The sequence below is a fragment of the Chitinophaga sp. CC14 genome (assembly GCF_048957795.1).
Classification (GTDB): Bacteria; Bacteroidota; Bacteroidia; order Chitinophagales; family Chitinophagaceae; genus Chitinophaga; species Chitinophaga ginsengisegetis.
The window spans coordinates 1,188,681-1,209,797 of the sequence record NZ_JARBFY010000001.1; the positions used below are offsets into that span (position 1 = coordinate 1,188,681).

General features: G+C 44.1%; 20 protein-coding genes. 16 read left to right on the plus strand and 4 right to left on the minus strand.

Annotation, left to right across the window (positions count from 1 at the left end; all coding sequences use genetic code 11):
• Window positions 1-76: 76 nt before the first annotated feature.
• The 12 genes from PV783_RS05005 to PV783_RS05060 all read left to right on the plus strand — a co-directional run bounded on the left by PV783_RS05005 (window position 77) and on the right by PV783_RS05060 (window position 9,231).
• A complete protein-coding gene (locus PV783_RS05005; RefSeq protein ID WP_420987300.1) occupies window positions 77-823 on the plus strand; it encodes a PPK2 family polyphosphate kinase in 747 nt (248 codons plus the stop codon).
• Between the two features lie 76 nt (window positions 824-899).
• Window positions 900-1,328 (plus strand): large conductance mechanosensitive channel protein MscL, encoded by a 429-nt coding sequence (mscL, locus tag PV783_RS05010; protein WP_420987301.1) that lies wholly within the window; start codon window positions 900-902, stop codon window positions 1,326-1,328.
• A gap of 89 nt (window positions 1,329-1,417) precedes the next feature.
• On the plus strand, window positions 1,418-2,362 hold the full coding sequence (locus PV783_RS05015; RefSeq protein WP_079469814.1) for a DUF3078 domain-containing protein: 945 nt from the start codon (window positions 1,418-1,420) through the stop codon (window positions 2,360-2,362).
• Between the two features lie 122 nt (window positions 2,363-2,484).
• Window positions 2,485-3,279, plus strand: coding sequence for a segregation and condensation protein A (locus PV783_RS05020; RefSeq protein WP_079469813.1), 795 nt, complete (start codon window positions 2,485-2,487; stop codon window positions 3,277-3,279).
• Complete coding sequence (locus PV783_RS05025; RefSeq protein ID WP_111577029.1) at window positions 3,272-4,180, plus strand: helix-turn-helix domain-containing protein; 909 nt, start codon at window positions 3,272-3,274, stop codon at window positions 4,178-4,180. The genes PV783_RS05020 and PV783_RS05025 overlap by 8 nt, the downstream gene beginning before the upstream one ends.
• Window positions 4,181-4,284: 104 nt before the next feature.
• On the plus strand, window positions 4,285-5,157 hold the full coding sequence (locus tag PV783_RS05030) for a pirin family protein (protein ID WP_420987302.1): 873 nt from the start codon (window positions 4,285-4,287) through the stop codon (window positions 5,155-5,157).
• Between the two features lie 35 nt (window positions 5,158-5,192).
• Window positions 5,193-5,720 (plus strand): YceI family protein, encoded by a 528-nt coding sequence (locus tag PV783_RS05035; protein WP_079469810.1) that lies wholly within the window; start codon window positions 5,193-5,195, stop codon window positions 5,718-5,720.
• Between the two features lie 59 nt (window positions 5,721-5,779).
• Entirely contained in the window at window positions 5,780-6,409 is a 630-nt protein-coding gene (locus PV783_RS05040; protein ID WP_420987303.1) for an NAD(P)H-dependent oxidoreductase, read from the plus strand.
• Between the two features lie 160 nt (window positions 6,410-6,569).
• Complete coding sequence (locus PV783_RS05045; protein WP_079469807.1) at window positions 6,570-6,980, plus strand: OsmC family protein; 411 nt, start codon at window positions 6,570-6,572, stop codon at window positions 6,978-6,980.
• Window positions 6,981-7,158: 178 nt separating this feature from the next.
• Window positions 7,159-7,872, plus strand: coding sequence for a pirin family protein (locus PV783_RS05050; RefSeq protein ID WP_420987304.1), 714 nt, complete (start codon window positions 7,159-7,161; stop codon window positions 7,870-7,872).
• 120 nt (window positions 7,873-7,992) lie between these two features.
• Window positions 7,993-8,706 carry an HAD-IIB family hydrolase gene (locus tag PV783_RS05055; protein WP_420987305.1) on the plus strand — a complete coding sequence of 238 codons (714 nt, stop codon included), beginning with the start codon at window positions 7,993-7,995 and terminating at the stop codon, window positions 8,704-8,706.
• 147 nt (window positions 8,707-8,853) lie between these two features.
• A complete protein-coding gene (locus PV783_RS05060; RefSeq protein WP_420987306.1) occupies window positions 8,854-9,231 on the plus strand; it encodes a hypothetical protein in 378 nt (125 codons plus the stop codon).
• Here the strand turns inward: PV783_RS05060 and PV783_RS05065 are convergent, their stop codons facing one another.
• From PV783_RS05065 to dxs, 3 genes are all read right to left on the minus strand, one after another.
• Window positions 9,232-10,338, minus strand: a complete 1,107-nt coding sequence (locus tag PV783_RS05065) for a PAS domain-containing protein (RefSeq protein WP_420987307.1) — start codon at window positions 10,336-10,338, stop codon at window positions 9,232-9,234.
• A gap of 133 nt (window positions 10,339-10,471) precedes the next feature.
• Window positions 10,472-11,518 carry a flavin reductase family protein gene (locus tag PV783_RS05070; protein WP_420987308.1) on the minus strand — a complete coding sequence of 349 codons (1,047 nt, stop codon included), beginning with the start codon at window positions 11,516-11,518 and terminating at the stop codon, window positions 10,472-10,474.
• A gap of 82 nt (window positions 11,519-11,600) precedes the next feature.
• Window positions 11,601-13,526, minus strand: coding sequence for a 1-deoxy-D-xylulose-5-phosphate synthase (gene dxs / locus PV783_RS05075; protein ID WP_079469801.1), 1,926 nt, complete (start codon window positions 13,524-13,526; stop codon window positions 11,601-11,603).
• 222 nt (window positions 13,527-13,748) lie between these two features.
• Here dxs and PV783_RS05080 point away from each other — a divergent pair, with 222 nt between their 5' ends.
• Both PV783_RS05080 and PV783_RS05085 read left to right on the plus strand, forming a co-directional pair.
• On the plus strand, window positions 13,749-14,777 hold the full coding sequence (locus PV783_RS05080; protein ID WP_079469800.1) for a sensor histidine kinase: 1,029 nt from the start codon (window positions 13,749-13,751) through the stop codon (window positions 14,775-14,777).
• Window positions 14,778-14,868: 91 nt separating this feature from the next.
• Complete coding sequence (locus PV783_RS05085; protein ID WP_079469799.1) at window positions 14,869-15,597, plus strand: LytR/AlgR family response regulator transcription factor; 729 nt, start codon at window positions 14,869-14,871, stop codon at window positions 15,595-15,597.
• Between the two features lie 82 nt (window positions 15,598-15,679).
• Here the strand turns inward: PV783_RS05085 and PV783_RS05090 are convergent, their stop codons facing one another.
• A complete protein-coding gene (locus tag PV783_RS05090; RefSeq protein ID WP_079469798.1) occupies window positions 15,680-16,435 on the minus strand; it encodes a geranylgeranylglyceryl/heptaprenylglyceryl phosphate synthase in 756 nt (251 codons plus the stop codon).
• Between the two features lie 326 nt (window positions 16,436-16,761).
• Here PV783_RS05090 and PV783_RS05095 point away from each other — a divergent pair, with 326 nt between their 5' ends.
• Together PV783_RS05095 and PV783_RS05100 are read left to right on the plus strand one after the other, a co-directional pair.
• Window positions 16,762-20,058, plus strand: coding sequence for a vitamin B12-dependent ribonucleotide reductase (locus tag PV783_RS05095; protein WP_420987309.1), 3,297 nt, complete (start codon window positions 16,762-16,764; stop codon window positions 20,056-20,058).
• 548 nt (window positions 20,059-20,606) lie between these two features.
• On the plus strand, window positions 20,607-21,107 hold the full coding sequence (locus PV783_RS05100; RefSeq protein WP_079469796.1) for a hypothetical protein: 501 nt from the start codon (window positions 20,607-20,609) through the stop codon (window positions 21,105-21,107).
• The last annotated feature ends 10 nt before the right edge of the window (window positions 21,108-21,117 follow it).

Sequence of the window (21,117 nt, forward strand, 5' to 3'; positions counted from 1 at the left end):
TTCAGCAAAATATAAATCGTGTTAATGCAACACTTCTGTCCCTATTTTGTTAAATTTATTTATAAGAATGCGCTACATGGGTAAAATCAAATTGTCAGCTATCAGCACATCAGCTCCCAAAAAGCTGGAAAAAGAAACGATAAAGGCTGTAACCCGGGAAATTCTGGAAGAACTGGATGAACTTCAAAACCTGCTGTATGCACAGCATAAACACTGTGTATTGCTGGTGGTACAGGGAATGGACGCCAGTGGGAAAGACGGCGTAATAAAGAATGTTACAGGTACCTTGAATCCGCAGGGTTGCGTAGTACACTCTTTCAAAGCACCCACCACAGAAGAATCAGAACATGATTTTTTATGGAGGGTACATCAGCATGCGCCGGGTAGAGGCATGATCCAGGTATTTAACCGCTCACATTATGAGGATATTCTCATACAACGTGTGCATAAGTGGATTGACGATAAAATGGCTTTTAAACGGATGGAGGCCATTAATGATTTTGAAAAGTTGCTAACGGTTCATAATAATACACACATCATAAAATGTTACCTGCATGTATCACAGGAAGCCCAGCAACAGCGCCTGATGGAACGAACCGAAGACCCCCGGAAAATGTGGAAGTATAACGAAAATGACCTGGCAGAAGCTAAGCTGTGGAATAAATATATGGATGCTTACGAAGACGCCATCAACCGCTGTAATTATGTGCCCTGGCTGATTGTACCGGCAGATCAGAACTGGTATAAAGAATACCTGATTGCGCTAACGTTGAGGGATACACTGAAATCATTAAAGATGAAATACCCCCGGTTAAAGAAATAATAACCTAATAATTAACGTCTTCGGGGATTATACTTTAATTTTGTTCACTTATTTTAACCAATAAAAACCTTGCATTATGTCGTTCATCAAAGAGTTTAAGGAGTTTGCCATGAAAGGCAATGTAATGGATCTTGCTGTGGGTGTGATTATAGGTGGTGCGTTTGGAAAGATTGTTACATCTCTGGTAGATAATATCCTGATGCCTCTCGTCGGACTATTTACCCGGGGAAAGAATTTTAATGACGTCTTTTATGTATTGGACACAAGTAAGGGTGACGTGGCCACGTTGGCAGATGCGAAAGCCAAAGGCATAGCGGTATTTGCTTATGGCGCTTTTATACAGAGCGTGATTGATTTCCTTATTATCGCCTTCTGTATTTTCCTGCTGGTAAAATTTATGAATAAGCTTACCAAGAAAAAAGAAGAAGCCCCTGCCCCGGCCGAACTGTCTACCCAGGAAAAACTGCTCATGGAAATTCGTGATGAATTGAAAAAATCCAGATAAATTTTTTTAGAAAGACCCTTGCCATCCCATTTTTCCTTCCCGGAAGAAGTGGGATGGTTTATTACGTATACTCATTTAAACACAAATTGATGAAAAAAATTACTTTATCCATTGCCTGCTGTATGCTATTGTTTACGGCCGTGCACGCGCAAAATGACTGGATGAAGAAGTCGAGAGAAGAAGCTTCTGATAAAATCAAGAAAGACGCTAATGACACCATCCCCAAATTATGGAAGAAAGGGATGAACATTAACGTCAATATCAATCAGGGATCATTAAGTAACTGGGCTGCGGGTGGCGATAATTTTGCTTTCTCCCTTGGGTCCAATCTTTTTGCCTGGGCATTTTATAAAAACGGAAGACATTCCTGGGACAACGTGGCCGACCTCGCATATGGCTATATTAACACCACCAGTTTGGGAGGACGCAAGAATGATGATCGTATTGACCTGACCACCAAATATGGTTATGATATCGGCAAAAACTGGTACTTAAGCGGGTTAGTGAATCTGCGTACGCAATTCACCAATGGTTATTTGTATCCTTCAGATACTACGCCACAGCTGTCCTCAAAATTCTTCTCTCCTGCTTATGTGCTGGTGTCGCCGGGTTTTGACTATAAACCAGACAAATCATTTTCTTTATTCCTGTCGCCGATTACTTCCCGTTTTGTGTTTGTAATGGATGATGTACTTTCCAAACAGGGTGCTTATGGAGTAGATACGGGCTCGCATTTTAAATATGAAATAGGCGCCTACCTGTCTGCCAACTATATAAAGACTTTTGCCAAAAACATGACTTACAAAGGCCGACTGGATTTATTTTCCGATTACAGGCATAACCCGGGAAATATCGATGTGTTTTTTACCAACGCATTGGAACTGAAGGTTAATAAGTGGATTTCCGCCCTGCTGACTGTAGATATGATATATGATGATGATGTAAAAGTATTTGAGAATAAGGAAACTGGTGTGATGGGGCCTCGTTTGCAAATAAAACAGGTGATAGGGGTTGGCTTTGCTGCCAAGTTCTGATTCGCCGGAATTTTGTTATTTTTGATATCGCACAGCGGCACAGAGACAAACAGCCGGTTATATTGGACCGGGCATTTAATGACTCCGTGCAATTGTGCGATATCTTTTTAAAAAAATCTTTAATGAGCGAACAAGCACCTGTCTATAAGATCAAATTACCGCAATTTGAAGGTCCTTTCGACCTGTTGCTGTTCTTCATTGAACGTGATGAGCTGGATATCTACAATATCCCTATTAATACTCTCACACAGGACTTCCTGGATTATATCCATCATATTGAAACGTTGAATATTGAGCTGGCCAGTGAATTCATTCTCTTTGTATCTACCCTCATGCGTATCAAGGCCAAAATGCTGCTGCCACGCAAGGAGCTGGATGAGCAGGGAAATGAGATTGATCCCCGCATGGAGCTGATTGACAAGATCCTTGAATATAAGCGCTACAAGTTGGCAGCCGCGGAACTGGCAGAAATGGAAGCAGACCGTATGCTGTCTGTAAAGCGTGGAAATATTGCAAAGGAACTGGCGGAAATCGGGGAAGTGACCAGTGAAGGTACCGAAGTACAAACCCTCACGCTCTTCAAGCTGACAAAAACCTTTGAAAAGGTGATACAGCGCATGAAAGAGCGTGATAATAAACCCCAGCACGTAGTATACAAGTACGACTATACGATGGAAGGCTCCAGGATGTATATGGAAGAGCTGGCGCGGGCGGAGCGTACTTTATCTTTTGAAAAAATATTCGATCACTGTAAAGACCGTGTACATGCCATTTTCCTGTTCCTCAGTATGCTGGAACTGGTGCAGATGAAGCATATGGGGATTATGGTGGGAGAAGGCAGGAATAACTTTATTATTGAATACATTGATCCTTCCGAGAGGGAGGAGGAAACTGCAGGAACCTTAATAGATGGCTGAGAAACGTGAAAATATCGGGATTGTTTCCTTACCGGAATACTCGCATGCAGATCCGGGATTTGTGGTGTCTGGTCTTTGTGAATTAGGCAACAGTTTTTTTGATCAGATCGGCGTGCCGCACCGGCACGACTTCTACACCATTTACTGGATTAAGAAAGGTAAGCTGTTGCATACCATTGATGCAGTGACGCACGAGGTAAAGAAGAACACGTTGTTTTTTGTAGCCCCCGGCCAGGTGCATAACCTGCAGGCAACAGATAAAATAGATGGATACATGATTGCGTTTCGTGATGCTTTCATGTGTTTAAAAGATCAGACGCAGGTATCCGGTATTAATTCCGGGTTGTTTTTCAATAGCCAGTTCAGCAGTGTTATTCATATTGATGATGAACAGGAGAAGGATATTGATGCTATTGTGCGCCTGATGATGAAAGAATTAACCCTGCGCGAACCTGAATACGAAATGGCCCTGCACGGATTGCTGCGTTATTTCCTGGTACTGGCTTCCCGCATAAAGGGAGAGAATGTGGCCATTACCCCTGAACAACATGCTGCTCACAATAGTTCCATCTTCCTGAAATTTAAAAACCTGATAGAGGAAAAATACCAGGAATTAAAAACTGTATCCGATTACGCGGGCCTTTTACATATCAAGCCTGTGCTGCTGAATGAAATCAGCAAGCAATTATCCGGCATTACTGCCGGGGAGCATATCCGTAACCGGGTGATCCTGGAAGCGCAGCGGTATTTATATAATACAGACCTTACTGCCAAAGAAATTGCCTATAAGCTGGGTTTTGATGACCCGCACTATTTCAGCCGCTTTTTTAAGAAGTATACCAACCAGAGTCCTTCTGAATTTAAAGAGGCTTCCCGCACTTCCGTAGGCCCTTCTGTCTGAATTTTCCGGAATTTTCAAAAAAAGTCCATCACTAGGAGTGTTTTATCCATTCTTAATGGATGTTGCAACATGTACTTTTGTGTTGTCTTAAGGAGGCAAACAATATGAAAACACAAAAACATGTAAGCCAGATCATAATTGCAGCCGCACCACACATGGTAGGTGATGGATTCAGGGTACAGAGTACCTTACCGGGCGGTACCCGTTCTGAAGGTAACAGGATCAGTCCTTTTATCATGATGGACTATGCAGCTCCCAACTACATCCCACCGAGTGTAAGACCCAAAGGTGTTGGCGAACATCCGCACAAAGGCTTTGAAACCGTTACCATCGTATACCAGGGCGAACTGGAACACCGGGACTCTACCGGTAGTCATGGTTTGTTGTTTCCGGGTGATGTGCAGTGGATGACAGCAGCCGGCGGCATCTTACATGAAGAAAAATACAGTGACGCATTCAGCAAACAAGGCGGGAAAGCAGAGTTTGCCCAGTTGTGGGTAAATCTTCCCAAAGCATTTAAAAACAATCCTCCCTCCTATCAGAACCTTACCAAAGCAGCAATACCTGTGATAAAAGTAAGTGAAGAAGGATATGTGAGAGTAATTGCAGGTGAATATGATGGTGTGAAAGGCGCTGCCAGTACCTTTTCCCCGGTGAATGTTTATGATATCCATCTGAAAAAAGATGATAAGATCACTTTAAGCATACCGGAAAATTTTAACACGGCAGCAGTAGTATTCCAGGGAGAAGCAGATGTGAATGGTCAGCCGCTCAAAGGAGTAGAAACTGCACTCTTTGAAAAAGAGGGTACTGAAATAATCATCACCGCGCTGAAAGACACTGCCATGCTGGTGTTGAGCGGCGAACCGATTGATGAGCCAATTTTTGCTTACGGTCCGTTTGTGATGAATACGGAAGATGAAATCAGAACGGCGATAGATGACTACAACGCCGGTAAAATGGGAGTTTTAAACTAATTAAACATTTAATAATACTAAAAAAACAAAATTATATGACAACCTGGAAAATTGATCCTTCACACAGTGACGTACAATTTAAAATAAAGCACCTGATGATTACGACTGTAACCGGTCAGTTTGCAAAATTTGATGGTACCATGCAGACCGTTGATAATGATTTCAGCACTGCCAACATTACATTTGAAGCAGACATCAACAGTATTTCCACGCAGAATGCGCAGCGTGATGCTCACCTGCAGGCAGGAGATTTCTTCGAAGCAGAAAAGTATCCTAAGCTCACATTCGTGTCTAAAGAAGTAAAGAAAATAGATGCCGATACATTTAAGCTGGTAGGTGACTTAACCATCCGCGACAATACCCGTCCTGTAGAGCTGAATGTTGAATTTGGCGGCGAAGTGGTAGATCCTTATGGTCAGACTAAAGCAGGATTTGAATTGAGCGGTAAAATTAACCGTAAAGATTTTGGTCTTACTTTCCACGCTACTACTGAAACCGGCGGTTTGTTGCTGAGTGATGAAGTAAAGCTGCTGGCCAGCGTGCAAATGGTAAAACAACAATAAGATAGTGTTTACCCGTTACAGATCATGATCTGTAACGGGTAATGTTCAATAAAAATGAAATGGATATTCTGAATAAACTGGAATGGCGTTATGCCGTTAAGAAATTTGACCCGGCTAAGAAACTGAGTGCAGATCAGCTGGAGAAATTACTGGCCGCTACAAGACTCTCTGCCTCTTCCTACGGTTTACAACCGTATAAAATCCTGGTAGTAGAGAACCCGGCCGTACGTGAGCAACTGAAATCGGTGTCCAACGGACAGTTGCAGGTTTCGGATGCATCGCATCTGATCGTTTTTGCGAGATATACCGATCTGAACGAAACCCACGTAGATGACTATATGAATAATGTGGCGGAAACGCGTAACATAGCTCCTGAACAACTGGCAGGTTTTTCAGGAGTAGTGAAGGGAACCGTTAACCGGTTAGGTGCAGAAGGAACAGCTGTATGGAGTGCAAAGCAGGCATATCTTGCTTTGGGCACCCTGCTTACGGCAGCAGCTGTGGAAAACATTGATGCCTGCCCGATGGAAGGCTTTGATGCTGCCGGATACAACAGGATATTAGGACTTACAGAGAAGGGCCTGGCTGCTGTAGTAGTTGCTGCGATAGGATTCAGAGCGCCCGATGATGTGATGCAACATGCCAGGAAAGTACGTAAGCCAATTGCAGAATTGGTAGAAATGATATAGGAATCAATTGACAGGAACCATGTACAGCCGCACAGGAAACTGTGCGGCTTTTTTATGCGCTTTGATGTTCCAGGAAGCTCCGGCATTTTTTATTGCCGATTAATTTGTAATTTGGGCCTCCGCACTGATTTTTCTAACAGGAAAAAAATAAAAATTTAACATGAAAAGATTTGCATCTGCCAATTGGCAAGGTACCGGTAAAGAAGGTAAAGGCACTTTAACTTCCCAGTCAACTGTATTAAACAAGACCCAGTACTCTTTCAGCAGCCGTTTTGAAGATGGTATTGGTACTAACCCTGAAGAACTGATTGCCGCAGCTCATGCCGGTTGTTTTACCATGAAACTGAGCTTTGTGATCACTGGCGCCGGTTTTACTCCCGGTAACATTGATACCAAATGCACAATCACTTTAGATAACGGTGCTATTACTACCAGCCACCTGGAAGTAACCGCCAGCGTAGAGGGCCTGGATGCCGCCAAATTCGCTGAATTTGTAGCGGATGCTGAGGCTAACTGCCCGGTGAGCAAAGTGCTGAATGCTACCATTACTACAGATGCGAAACTGGTGTAAATAGTTACCAGGCATCGTTACTGCTTTACGGATTTTTCATATGCATACCGTTTTCTTTCAGACGGGTAGTGCATAGAGAAATCCGTATTTTTTTGTCCACGCTTTTCAACATATGATCCATTCTCCACCGCTTTGTTTATAACGATATTTGTAGTGTTAAAACAAAGGAGATTTAGTTATGAAAAAAGTTATTCATCGTGCAGATACCAGGGGATATGCCAACCACGGCTGGCTGAAGAGCCACCATACTTTCAGCTTTGCTAACTATTATGATCCAAACAGGATTCACTTTGGCGCACTGCGAGTGTTGAATGATGATGCGGTAAAAGGTGGAATGGGTTTTGGCGCTCACCCGCATGATAATATGGAAATTGTATCTATTGTGTTGGACGGTGAATTGGCGCACAGCGATAACACCGGTAATAAAGAAGTGATCCGTAAAAATGATGTACAGATTATGAGTGCCGGAACAGGTGTGGTACACTCTGAGTTTAATGCGTCTAAAACGGAGGAGGTGAGCTTTCTGCAGATCTGGGTGATACCGAGAGAAAGAAATGTAACGCCCCGTTATGATCAGCAAACATTTGATCCCGCCGCCCGTGAAAACGCTTTACAGGTGGTGATTTCACCGGATAAAAATGCCAACGGCCTGTGGTTGAACCAGGATGCCTGGTTTACATTAGGTAAATATGAAGCCGGTAAAACACTGGACATTGCAGCGAAAGCGCCCAACATAGGTACTTACCTGTTTTTGCTCAGTGGTGAATTGAAAGTAGATGGAGAAACATTAGCAACACGTGATGCAATCGGGTTATCCGAATATGACAAAGTAAGTATTGAAGTAGTCAAACCGGCAGAGTTTTTGCTGATAGATGTACCAATGCTGAACTAATCACATCGTTATATACTAACCCGTTATATCTAAAAGAAGATCAGTCGTTACGGCTGGTCTTTTTTTTATATTTTTATCGGCATCCGCATTCATTGAAATCATTAAAAGCCACTACAACACATGTTATTAGCCACAGATCTGGACGGTACATTTTTAGGAGGTACAACAGCAGATAAAGAACAATTATACAGTTTATTGCAGCAACAAAAAGATATACAGCTGGTGTTTGTAACCGGCCGGGGCATATCAAGTGTATTGTCGTTACTGGAGAATAATGCTTTGCCGCGGCCCGAATATATTATTGGAGATGTAGGGGCTACTATTACCCACCTGCCTACATTGACGGCGGTGGAGCCGGTACAATCGCACATTGCGGCCAAATGGCCTGGTGATCATGTGAGAGAGACATTGAAAACTGTGAGGGGATTACTGCACCAGGACGCACATCAGCAATACCGTTGTTCTTATTATTATAATGACAGCACTGATATTGAAGGCGCCCGTGAAATAGCGGCATCGCTGCAATGCGACCTGGTTTTATCTGCCGGAAAATACCTCGATATATTACCTGCCGGCGTAAATAAAGGGTTTACGTTGAAACAATTATTGCAGGTGCTGGCACTGCCACATCAAAAGGTGCTGGTGGCCGGAGATTCTATGAATGATTATTCCATGTATGAATCCGGATTCAAAGGAGTGGTAGTAGGTGATTCGGAGCCCGAATTAATAGCGCGCACTGCAGGAATGTCGAATGTATTGCAGGCGCAGCGGGCGGGTGCAGGCGGCATCCTGGAAGCGATGAGTTTTTTTCCTGAGTTTGGCATTTATCTGTAAAAAGAAGTGCAAAAGTGAGGGGTGGAACAGAAAAAGATTGTACCTTAGAACAGGTCTTTTCTGGTAAATTAATATGGATATTGACAACAGTGTTTGGTATGATGAATAGTTTTTTAATCATCATTTAAATTGATAAATCAATACACCATGGAAATCACAACTCCCACTGAAGAGCTGCACCAGCAGCTGAATTCCTGGAAAGAAGAAGCAAATGAAGTAAGAACTGAAGTAAAAATGATGCGGGAGCGGTTGGAACAAATCGCGCTCAGCAAAGCTTCCCGGGATGTAATGACACAGGTTGAACATTTTGAAAACCGTTTACTGCGGCAACGTGAAGTAGCTGATGAAATGCATCACGACATCAAGCAGTGCGCTAAAAGGGTAGCCAACACGCCGGTAACAGTAGTGCATGACGACCGTCCTATCGATGACTTTCAGACCATACAACATCGTATGGAAATTTTCCGGAAATTATATATGTCGTTAAAAGAAGACTTCAATCAATTTATACCTTACGAGGTGTGATTACTGGAGAGCTTTTACCTTATGCTCAATTTTATGAATGATTTCATCCAGCTGAAGGGTGGATTCATGCAGCCATTCCATGAGCTGGGTGTTGAGATGCAGGTCCTGGTTGCTTTTATCGAATAAGCCGGCAATGCTGAGTATAGATACTACCGGCCGGCGTATTTCGTGGGAATTGATCCAGGCAATTTCCTTGAGTGTTTCATTTTGTTCTTCCAGTTGCCTGGCTTGTTTTACGAGCTTGTCGATATCCTGTATCATCCCTATCATGCGATATGGGATATTATTTTCGTACATGATGAATGCACGGTCTACCACATATTTATAACTGCCATCCGCGCATTTAAAGCGGTATTCTTCCGACCAGTAGTTCAGATGTGTACGTTTGCAGTTATCAAGTGAAGAAATGATCCTGGCATGATCTGCGGGGTGTATATTATCCTGCCACCACTGTACCAGGTCGGTTTCATCGTGGCTGTTATAATGGAAGAGATTATGTAGTCCGTGGTTCCAGGTAACGGCATTTGTTACGAGGTTTTTGTCGTATACAGCATCATTTGTAGCCTGCGCAAGCAGTTCATAGCGAATGCCCAGTTCACGCGCTTCTTTGGCGGCCCTCATTTGTGCATCCACGTCTTTGGCCATGATGAAGCGGGCATTTTTTCCATAGTATACCGCGGGAAGGGAGTAGATCTCCACAAAAAAATTGGTACCATCTTTTTTACGGTGTTTCCAGATGCCCCTGTATTCATCTCCATTGCACCGTTCTGCGGCATTTTCCAGCAACAGTGGTATATCTTCTTCATTACGTATATCCTTTAACGTTAGGTTCAGGAAATCTTTCCTGGCGTACCCGTATTTTTCTACGGCAGCATTGTTAACAGATAAAAAGCGCATGGTGGCTTTTTCATAGATCCACATAGGGATCGGGTATTCATTAAAAAGATGTTCGAACTGAAGGGGACGTTTGTCTGATAAGAATGTGGCGACAATCAGCAGGGCAAATACACTGCAAAGCGTTAGTATACTGAGTGACAGTAGTAATGAAGATGTTTGAAAACCGTTTTTAAACAGGAGATAGCTGTTAATAAAGATAACAACAAGCAAAAGCGATAAGCAAGTAATCTTTATCGGGGCATTTCGCATCACCTGATTTTCCTCATAATTTAGCCAAAATTTTAGCAACTAAAAAATAATATCAGATCGTTATGACTGATAATATTTTTTACATTATATGGTTTTATAATTCAAGGATCACTTCGTCGCTTGCGGGATATCCAACGCAGGTAAGTACGAGACCTTCGGCGAGTTCTTTATCGGTAAGGACTTCATTTACCGGCATCCATACTTTACCACTCACACACTGTGCCGTGCAGGAACCACATACGCCGCCTTTGCAGCTGTAGGGCAACAATATTTCGTTTGCCAATGCGTAATTCAGAATGGTTTGGTTACCGGGAACAGCCAGTTTGTATTCTGCATTGCGGTAGCGGATGATTACCTGTTTCAGGTCGTGATCCTGCGGCAATGGTGTTTTGGCGATCCGGGTATCTGTATTCACCACAAAGTTTTCTTTATGGAGCTGTGATTCCCCGAAGCCCATGAAGGTAAGCGTGAGCAGGATAGTGCGCATATAATCGGGAGGACCACAAAGAAAGAATTGCGAATCTTCCCGGTGGTAACGGATATGGGTATTTACCAGTTGTTCCAGTAAAATATTATTAAGCCTTCTGTAAGTATGATGACTATCCGGATCGTTGCTGAAAAGCCAGATGCATTCCAGTTGCTGCGGGTAACGCTTTTGCCACGTTAGCAATGCTTCATAAAAGATGGTTCTTTCGGGGGTGGTGTTGCTGTAAATCAGTTTAACGTGGGCATTGGGTTCCGTTGTTAATATCTGTTTCAGCAGCGAAAATACGGGCGTTATACCGCTTCCTGCAGCCAGGAGGAAAATGTCTTTCTCCGCATCACCCGATTTTTCGTAAGTGAACCGGCCGGAAGGTTCCAGTGCGGTAACGATATCATTTACTTTCCAGGTATGGATAAGGTGACGTGATATTTCCCCGTTTTCTTTTTCGCGGATCGTTACAGATAGAAAGGAATCCACGCCTGGTGTGGAGCTAAAAGAATAAGAACGTCTGTATTCTTTATTGTTGAGTGTAATGAGAAAAGTGAGGAATTGTCCGGCGATGTATTCCAGTGGTTCCGGCGATGTATTTTCCAGCTTATAAGTATAAGTACCGGGTGTTTCGCGTATGATCTCCGTTATCCTGAGCTGAAAATACATGGTATAAAAAAGTTTAGCTATTTAAATATTCAATTTCTATGGAAATCAAATATTCAAATAGCTAAATAACTAAATTCTTTTATTAAATAGTGACGGTAATTTTTTCTTTCAGCATATCCCTGGTGGTGCGTGCAATACCAGCAGCATCATAACCGCATTCGCGGTATAATTCTTCCGGCTTGCCATGTTCCACAATTCTATCGGGGATACCTAATCTTTTAACGGTTGCCTTATAGTTGTTGGCTGCCATGAATTCGATAACGGCGCTGCCGAAACCACCTACAATGGTACCATCTTCCACAGTAATTATTTTGTCGAACGACTGGAAGATTTCGTGCAGCATGGTTTCATCCAATGGTTTTACAAAGCGCATATCGTAGTGAGCGGGTTGTAATCCGTCTCCTATCAATTCTTTACATGCTTCAGCCACGAAGTTGCCGGTATGTCCGAGGGAGAGGATAGCGATATCTTTTCCGTCGCGGATTTTGCGGCCGGTACCTGCTTTGATGGCTTTAAACGGTGTACGCCATTCCGGCATTACGCCTTGTCCGCGTGGATAGCGGATTACATAAGGCATATCATTTTCCGGCAGTTGTGCGCTGTACATCAGGTTGCGCATTTCTTCCTCATTCATGGGCGCGCTGATGATCACGTTGGGAATACTGCGCATATAGGCAATATCGTAGGCGCCGTGATGGGTAGGTCCGTCCTCTCCTACGAGTCCTGCCCTGTCGAGGCAGAATATCACGGGTAGTTTCTGGATGGCTACATCATGTACGGCCTGATCGAAGGCACGTTGGAAGAAGGAAGAGTAGATGTTACAGAAAACGCGCATGCCCTGTGTTGCCATGCCGGCAGAGAGGGTAACCGCATGTTGTTCGCAGATGCCCACGTCGAAGGCTCTTTGCGGCATTTTCTCCATCATAAATTTAAGGGAGGAGCCGGAAGGCATAGCGGGGGTAATGCCGATAATTTTATCGTTTTGTTCTGCGAGTTCAATGATGGTATGGCCAAAAACGTCCTGGTATTTGGGAGGTTGCGGGCTTGTGACCGGTTTTTTGAATATTTCGCCGGTAATTTTATCGAAGAGACCCGGCGCGTGCCAGGTGGTTTGGTCCTTTTCTGCGAGTGCATAGCCTTTACCTTTGGTGGTAACGATGTGCAGCAGTTTCGGGCCGGGAATATCTTTCAGATCCTGGAGGGTATCCGCCAGTTTGGTGATGTTATGTCCGTCGATGGGGCCAAAGTAGCGCATCTTCAGTGCTTCGAAGAGGTTGCTGGATTTGGACACTACGCCTTTGAGGCTGGCTTCCAGTTTGGAGGCCATGTCGCGGGTAAATTTCTTTCCTACAGGTAATTTGCCCAGCAGGTTCCACACATCATCCCTTACCTTGTTATAGGTGGGGGAAGTGGTGATATCTGTGAGGTATTCTTTCAGCGCGCCCACATTAGGATCTATGGACATGCAGTTATCGTTCAGGATAATGAGTACGTTGGCGTTTGCCACACCGGCGTGGTTGAGGGCTTCGAAGGCCATACCTGCGGTCATGGCGCCGTCGCCGATCACTGCAATATGCTGGCGGTCGAATTCTCCTTTATAGTGGGAGGCCATTGCCATGCCCAGTGCTGCGGAGATGGAAGTGGATGAGTGTCCTACGCCGAAGGTATCGTAGCGGCTTTCATCTCTTTTAGGAAATCCGCTGAGGCCCTTATATTTCCTGTTGGTAGGAAATGTTTCCCGGCGACCGGTGAGAATTTTATGGCCGTATGCCTGATGGCCCACGTCCCATACCAGCTGATCGTAAGGAGTATTAAAAACGTAATGCAAAGCGACTGTCAGCTCCACTACACCAAGACTGGCCGCAAAGTGGCCGCCATGCACACTTACCACGTCAATAATGTATTGACGCAGCTCCTCACATACCTGGTGAAGCTGTTCTTTATTCAGCTTTCGCAAATCAGCGGGATATTCTATCTGGCTCAACAGTTGACCTGCCTTTATATTCATAATTGGGCTCAGGGTTTATATGAAGTAACAAAAATACATAAAAATATGTGGTAAATAGTGTAAGTATGACAGGAAAATAGGACAGTTCCGTGATATTTCGCCATTCAGATACAGCCATCTGCCATTTACCTTTTTTGATTCACCATTTATAACATTTAGGTTTCTGCAGGGGGCGCTGTAGGGTATTTTTGGAATATAGGTGAAGTTTACTAATTTGATTGAATGTTTAAACAAATAAACAAATATTGGTGGTGCCAGATATTGGGGTGGTCGGCATATTTTCTGATCAATGTTTTCTTCGCCTTTTCTGTTTACAGAAAAACGTCTCCGGACGCGGCTTATTATCTGAATCTGGTAATTTTTGTGTTATTCGGTTTTATAGCCACCCATTTTTTCCGTAACCTGATTCACCGGTTTGCGTGGGTGAACTATAATTTTGAGAACCAGATCCTGCTGTTCATCGGGTTAATGACGGGATCGGGGCTGGTATCGTATATTGGATATTACTTTTTTGGGATATACCTGTTGCACTTATCGGATACGCCCATCCAGGTGGGGATTGTAGGTTCTTTCCTGATCACTACCATCTGGTGGTTTCTATATTTCATATGGCACTACATTGAAAGGAACCGGCGGTCGCAGGTGGATCAGTTAAAGCTGGAAGCTACTGTGAAGGAGCTGGAGCTGAAAACGATTAAAGCGCAGCTGAATCCGCATTTTATTTTTAACGCACTGAACAGTATCCGGGCGCTGGTAGATGAAAACCCCCAACGGGCAAGAACTGCCATCACAGAGCTTTCCAATATCCTGCGAAGCTCTATGCAAACGGAGAAGGCGGAAACGGTGAGCCTGGAAAACGAATTGAATATAGTAAAGGATTACCTTGCATTGGAACATATCCGGTTTGAGGAGCGTTTGAGTGTAAAGTATGAGATTGACCCGGATACGCTGGAGTTACAAGTACCTCCTATGATGTTGCAAACGCTGGTGGAAAATGCCATTAAACATGGGATTTCCCGGATCATCAGGGGCGGGTTCGTTTATATTCACTCTTCCCTGAAAGGTATGCAGCATGTAATTACCATTGAAAACACCGGCCAGCTTGTAGAAAACAATATGAACGGGCATGGCTTTGGATTACAAAGCACCCGGCAGCGGTTGAGCCTTTTGTTTGGAAGCAGGGCTTCCTTTGAAATCAGGAATAAAGATGAGCAAACGGTAGAAGCTACTGTAGTGATGCCTTTGCTCTAAATCACTTGTTATAAACTGCTGTAGCCGGATAAACTGGTTATAGCTATTATTTTTAAATCAATTAAATCATCAACCAAACTTCATATTGCCAATGAAAAAAGCATTGATAATAGATGATGAACGCCTGGCCAGGAGTGAGTTAAAGAAATTGCTGGCAGATCACCCGGAAATAGTGGTGGTAGGAGAAGCTGTGAACGCGAAGGATGGTATAGAAAAGATAGAAACGCTTCATCCCGACCTACTGTTCCTGGATATTCAGATGCCTGATAAAACGGGCTTTGACTTGCTGGCAGAGCTGGAAAAAACACCACAGGTGATTTTCACTACTGCATATGATGAGTATGCGCTGAAAGCATTTGAGTACAACGCGCTGGACTACCTGTTAAAGCCGGTAGAGCCCAAGCGGCTGGCAGATGCGATCCACAAACTGCATCAGCAGGATGAAAAGGACCGTTTGGCGGCATCCGGTGGTATCCGTAATTTATTGTCTGAGAATGACCAGGTTTTTGTGAAAGATGGCGACAGGTGCTGGTTTGTGAAGCTGCAGGAGATCCGGCTTTTTGAAAGTGTGGGGAACTATGCACGGGTATATTTTGAAACCAACAAACCTTTGATCCTCAAATCATTGAATGCGCTGGAAGAAAGACTGGACGAGCGTACTTTTTTCCGTGCAAACCGTAAACATATTGTGAATCTGCGGATGATTGAGAAAATTGATACTTATTTTAATGGCGGTCTGTTGCTGGAAATGCGCGGAGGCGAAAAAATTGAAGTAAGCCGCAGACAGGCAGTGAAGTTTAAAGAAATGATGAGCCTGTAAGTATTTGGCGATCAGCTATTAAAGCGAATGACAGCAGGATATCTGCTGTCATTCGCTTTATATCTTTTAAGTCAAATCTGTTTTATGCTTTCACGGGAACAGAATGCACCGCATCTGCCAGTTCCTTGATGAGAGAGAGATCTTTCTCAATAGCATTACCCACTACGAGAATATCCGCGCCTGCTTTACAGTTCAGGTAAGCTTTTTCTGCATCCCTGATACCTCCTCCAACGATAATAGGAGCCTGTACCTGGCTAGCCACCCGGCTGATCATACTTTCTGTGATAGGTACACGGGCGCCGCTGCCGGCATCCATATAAATCACTTTCATTCCCAGCATTTCCCCTGCTATTGCGGTACACATGGCAATATCTGCCTTGTCTGCCGGGATAGGCATGGTGTTACTGATATAAGAAACAGTTGTGGGTGCTCCGCCGTCGATTACCATGTAACCGGTTGAAATTACTTCCAGTCCGCTTTTCTTCACGGCAGCAGCAGATACTACATGCTGACCGATCAGTAATTCGGGGTTTCTGCCGGAAATTACAGACAGATAGAGTAAGGCATCGGCATATTTTGATACCTGAGAAGGGCTTCCGGGAAATAATACAACGGGAATGTTGCAGCTGGCTTTCAGCTGTTGTACGCATTCATCAAGGTGATCAGAAATCACCAGACTACCTCCAAGGAAGATATAATCAACTTTGGCAGCAGTGCATTTATCAGCAATCTCTATGATTCCGGCAGGTGTCACCTTATCCGGATCAATTAAAACCGCGAATGCCTTTTCCTTTTTAGCCTTTCTTTCGATGAACGAAGTGTATATGTTATTGTACATCAATAGCGCATTGTTCCGGTTGTCGCAAATGTATAATATTTTTATTAATAACACACATTGCTAAATAAATATGCATTCAATTCATTTTCTATTCATGAACTTCATGATACCTAGCTGATTATGTGTGACAGAACTGTAAACGTTTTGTTAATGACAAATTTTAAGCCGGATTTCTTTTGGCTCTATAACAAACGTGTTGGCAAACTGTTTGCGCAATTATCCACAATCTGTGCAAAATAAATGAGTCGCTCCAGGCATTTTAAAATTAATTTTAGAGTACTCCGCTATACTAACTCATTTATATCATCTAAGAAAAATTTACGGGCATGAAAAATCCAGTCAATAGTAAGAATGGGCTTGCGTTTTCCCGCCATTTTACGAAAGAAGGTGTGAGTCCTTACGATCAGTTTGCGTATGAGCTCCGCTCCTCTGTGATCCGTAATCCTGGTGGCGACGTAGTATTCGAAATGAACAACGTGGAAGTACCGGTAGGCTGGTCGCAGATTGCTACCGACATCCTGGCGCAGAAATATTTCCGCAAAGCCGGGGTGCCGCAAGCTGATGGAACTTCAGGGAGAGAAACTTCTGTGAAGCAGGTGGTACATCGTATGGCCAACTGCTGGCGTGCCTGGGGAGAAAAATACGGCTATTTCGCTTCTGCAGAAGATGCCCGGGTGTTCTATGAGGAACTGACCTACAGCATGCTCAACCAATCATGTGCGCCTAACTCCCCGCAGTGGTTCAATACTGGTTTATTTGAGAGCTATGGTATTAAAGGCAAGCCGCAGGGGCATTATTATGTAGAGCAGCACACAGGTACCCTGGAAAAATCTACCTCTGCCTATGAGCGGCCTCAGCCTCATGCCTGTTTTATATTAAGTGTAAATGATGACCTGGTGAATGAAGGTGGAATAATGGATTTATGGATGCGGGAAGCGCGCATCTTTAAATATGGTTCAGGCGTTGGTACTAATTTTTCGCATATCCGGGGAGATGGGGAAAAGCTTAGTGGTGGCGGAACTTCCAGTGGATTAATGAGCTTTCTGAAGATCGGTGACCGGGCAGCGGGAGCTATTAAGTCGGGTGGTACCACCAGGAGGGCGGCAAAAATGGTGTGCCTGGATCTTGATCACCCGGAGATCATGGAGTTTGTGAACTGGAAAGTTGAGGAAGAAAAGAAGGTGGCAGCGCTGATTGCCGCCGGGTATTCTTCTGATTATGAGGGAGATGCATATAAAACGGTATCCGGTCAGAATTCCAATAACTCCGTGCGGGTGCCGAACTCTTTTTTCCGGGTACTGGAAGCAGATGGTGAATGGGAGCTGAAGGCCAGGAGTACCGGTAAAACCGTAAGAACCGTAAAGGCAAAGGATCTCTGGGACCAGATTACCTATGCAGCCTGGCGTTGTGCAGATCCGGGTACTCAATATGATACTACTATCAATGAGTGGCATACGTGTCCGCAGGGCGGGCGTATTAACGCCTCCAATCCGTGTTCGGAGTATATGTTTCTTGATAATACAGCCTGTAACCTGGCGTCTGTGAACCTCAGGCGTTTTTTTAATGATGAAAAGAACCTGTTTGACGTGCCGGGCTTTGAGTATACCGTGAGATTATGGACGGTAGTGCTGGAGATTTCCGTACTGATGGCGCAGTTCCCATCTAAAGAGGTGGCGCAGCTCAGTTACGAGTATCGCACGTTGGGGCTGGGGTATGCTAACCTGGGCTCCATGCTGATGGTGAGTGGTATTGCGTACGACAGTGAGGAGGCGCGTGGTATATCGGGGGCGATATCTGCTATCATGACGGGGATTGCCTACAAAACATCTGCGGAGATGGCTGCACACCTGGGCGCCTTTCCACGGTATGAGGAAAACAGGGAGGATATGTTGCGGGTGATGCGGAATCACCGGGCGGCAGCGTATGATGCATCTGATGCATATGATGGACTGGAAATAAGACCCAAAGGCATTGACGCGCGGTATTGCGCGGATTATTTGTTAAAGTCGGCCACTAAGGCCTGGGATGAGGCGGTGAAACTGGGAGAGCAATATGGTTACCGCAATGCGCAGGCAACGGTGATTGCACCTACCGGCACTATCGGCCTGGTGATGGATTGTGACACGACTGGTGTGGAGCCTGATTTTGCATTGGTGAAATTCAAAAAGCTTTCTGGTGGCGGTTATTTTAAGATTATTAACCAGTCTATCCCTACGGCGTTGCAAAACCTGGGATATTCTTCCCATGAAATAAAGGCGATTGTGGATTACGCAAAGGGTACCGGCAATTTTGCCGGGGCGCCTTATATTAATCATCAGTCACTGAGTGAGAAGGGGTTTATGGGAGAAGAGCTGAAGAAGCTGGATACTGCTGTTTCTTCTTCTTTTGATATATCATTTGTATTTAATGTTTACACGTTGGGAGAAGAATGTTTGCAGCGGTTAGGATTTAAGGCGGAGGAATATTACAGTCTTGAGTTCAGCCTGTTGCATGCTTTGGGATTTACGGATGAGCAGATAGAGGCGGCGAATGATTATGTGTGCGGAACAATGACCGTAGAGGGCGCGCCTTACCTGAAGGAGGCTCATTTGCCGGTGTTTGACTGCGCCAATAAGTGCGGCAAGCATGGAGAGAGGTACATACATGCGCATGGCCATATCAGGATGATGGCGGCGGTGCAGCCTTTTATTTCCGGGGCTATTTCCAAAACCATTAACCTGCCGAACGAGGCGACTGTGGATGAAATTGCGGACGCTTACAAGCTGAGCTGGGAGCTTGGGTTGAAAGCCTGTGCTTTGTACAGGGATGGTAGTAAGTTAAGTCAGCCTTTGAGTAACAAGAGCGATAAAAAGAAAAAGGTGGAGGCTGTAACCGAGCCTGTAACCGGGCAGGATTTGCAACAGCTGACGATAGATGAGTTGCTGGAAGAAGTGAACAAGCGCATGCTGGCCAGCAGGGACACAACATTGAAGCGTCAGTTGTCGAGGATTGTAGAGCGGCAAAGTTTGCCATCCAAACGGGGTGGATTTACGCAAAAGGCGAATGTGGGGGGCCAGGTGATTTTTGTGCGTACCGGAGAATATAATGATGGTACGTTGGGAGAGATATTTATTGATCTGGCGAAAGAGGGCTCTACTTTACGGAGTTTGATGAACTGTTTTGCCATTGCGGTTTCTGTGGGTTTGCAATATGGGGTTCCGTTGGAGGAGTTTGTGGATAAGTTTGTATTTACGCGGTTTGAGCCGGCCGGGATGGTAGATCATCCCAATATTAAATCGGCCACCTCACTGATTGATTATATTTTCCGGGTATTGGGATACGAGTACCTGGGGCGTACGGACCTGGTGCATGTGCTTGACGCACCCGGTAATACGGGTGAAGGGGATGCGGATGAGGACGCGGAGGCTCCATTGCCGGGGCGGGTAAGTAATAGCGGGCAGGCTGCGCCGCGTGTTCCCAAAAAGCAGGCGGCTACTGCGTTTCAGCAGGAAAGTGGTACGCAGGATTACCTGAAAAGTATGCAAAGTGATGCACCTGCATGTAATACCTGCGGGCATATCACGGTACGTTCGGGAACTTGCTATAAATGTTTGAATTGTGGTACCAGCATGGGTTGCAGCTGATTGATGTTGCAACTTCTTGTTAATGATATGTTATTTAGCCTCTAAAATTTCAAAGAAAAATAACATGCCCTTACCTTTGTATTCAAATAGGGTTTTCATAGGATAGTAACAAATTGAGGGCGCTTTTCTAGGCGCCCTTACTTTTTTCAAAAAACGCCCGATTTTTCCTCTCTTCTCCGGACGATATTTAAGTCCTTATTCTTTATCACATATTTTTCTATTTGATTTTTTTCTAAAAAGATTGATTTTATTGCGTCTTTTTAAAAAATTTCTCAAAATATTTTATTATTTCTAATATTTAATCTTTCGCCTGACTCACGATATAATTTTATTATATTTGTTATTGTATTAATTTTTATTATGGTTACTGTCCTATGAAAAACCAAATATTCCTACACCGCGTGATTCATCATGCACTGTAAATGACTCTCGAAAGCAATGGTTCGCCCATTGCTTTTGTTTTTTTCAGGGGTTTTTACGCATATTTTGGAATCTACTAGAAATCTCAAAATATAATTGTATTTTTAGACTCGAAAATTTGACACCTTATGAAAAAGCTGTTGTTAATGCTGTTGGTAGTTTTGGCCGCAGCCGCATCAGCAAATGCCAGCACTGGTTTCAAGAACGGGGATAATAATGGTGATAAAAACGGAGACAACAACGATAACCGTAATAACGCCAAAAACACAAATAATGCAAAACCTGTAAGGGTAGAAGAGTTTGTGTTAATGTTTCCGCGGGTAGAGACAACAGAGAAAGTGGATGAAGCAGAGTTGGAGAAAGCTATTGTGGATTTATACAAGTGGTACTTACAAAACGAAACCAAGTTAAATACAAACGACTTCCTCAAAGGAAGTGGTAAGGAGCTGGCTTTTCCTTTCAAGGTAGATCCAAAAACCTTGCAACAATATTTTCTGTTCATCAAGAAGAACTTCCCCGGATTCAGCGAGGACGATCTGTCTAATGTAAAACGCGGCCGGAAGAAGGAAGCACCTGTTACTGTGCGTGATGAAATGGATAATCCTATGTCGATTTCAGTTAACAGATAAAATAGTTTTG

Coding starts and splice junctions, on each gene's coding strand:
- PV783_RS05005 (WP_420987300.1), top strand. CDS start 77: ATGGGTAAAATCAAATTGTCAGCTATCAGCACATCAGCTCCCAAAAAG.
- mscL (WP_420987301.1), top strand. CDS start 900: ATGTCGTTCATCAAAGAGTTTAAGGAGTTTGCCATGAAAGGCAATGTA.
- PV783_RS05015 (WP_079469814.1), top strand. CDS start 1,418: ATGAAAAAAATTACTTTATCCATTGCCTGCTGTATGCTATTGTTTACG.
- PV783_RS05020 (WP_079469813.1), top strand. CDS start 2,485: ATGAGCGAACAAGCACCTGTCTATAAGATCAAATTACCGCAATTTGAA.
- PV783_RS05025 (WP_111577029.1), top strand. CDS start 3,272: ATGGCTGAGAAACGTGAAAATATCGGGATTGTTTCCTTACCGGAATAC.
- PV783_RS05030 (WP_420987302.1), top strand. CDS start 4,285: ATGAAAACACAAAAACATGTAAGCCAGATCATAATTGCAGCCGCACCA.
- PV783_RS05035 (WP_079469810.1), top strand. CDS start 5,193: ATGACAACCTGGAAAATTGATCCTTCACACAGTGACGTACAATTTAAA.
- PV783_RS05040 (WP_420987303.1), top strand. CDS start 5,780: ATGGATATTCTGAATAAACTGGAATGGCGTTATGCCGTTAAGAAATTT.
- PV783_RS05045 (WP_079469807.1), top strand. CDS start 6,570: ATGAAAAGATTTGCATCTGCCAATTGGCAAGGTACCGGTAAAGAAGGT.
- PV783_RS05050 (WP_420987304.1), top strand. CDS start 7,159: ATGAAAAAAGTTATTCATCGTGCAGATACCAGGGGATATGCCAACCAC.
- PV783_RS05055 (WP_420987305.1), top strand. CDS start 7,993: ATGTTATTAGCCACAGATCTGGACGGTACATTTTTAGGAGGTACAACA.
- PV783_RS05060 (WP_420987306.1), top strand. CDS start 8,854: ATGGAAATCACAACTCCCACTGAAGAGCTGCACCAGCAGCTGAATTCC.
- PV783_RS05070 (WP_420987308.1), bottom strand. CDS start 11,518: ATGTATTTTCAGCTCAGGATAACGGAGATCATACGCGAAACACCCGGT.
- dxs (WP_079469801.1), bottom strand. CDS start 13,526: ATGAATATAAAGGCAGGTCAACTGTTGAGCCAGATAGAATATCCCGCT.
- PV783_RS05080 (WP_079469800.1), top strand. CDS start 13,749: ATGTTTAAACAAATAAACAAATATTGGTGGTGCCAGATATTGGGGTGG.
- PV783_RS05085 (WP_079469799.1), top strand. CDS start 14,869: ATGAAAAAAGCATTGATAATAGATGATGAACGCCTGGCCAGGAGTGAG.
- PV783_RS05090 (WP_079469798.1), bottom strand. CDS start 16,435: ATGTACAATAACATATACACTTCGTTCATCGAAAGAAAGGCTAAAAAG.
- PV783_RS05095 (WP_420987309.1), top strand. CDS start 16,762: ATGAAAAATCCAGTCAATAGTAAGAATGGGCTTGCGTTTTCCCGCCAT.
- PV783_RS05100 (WP_079469796.1), top strand. CDS start 20,607: ATGAAAAAGCTGTTGTTAATGCTGTTGGTAGTTTTGGCCGCAGCCGCA.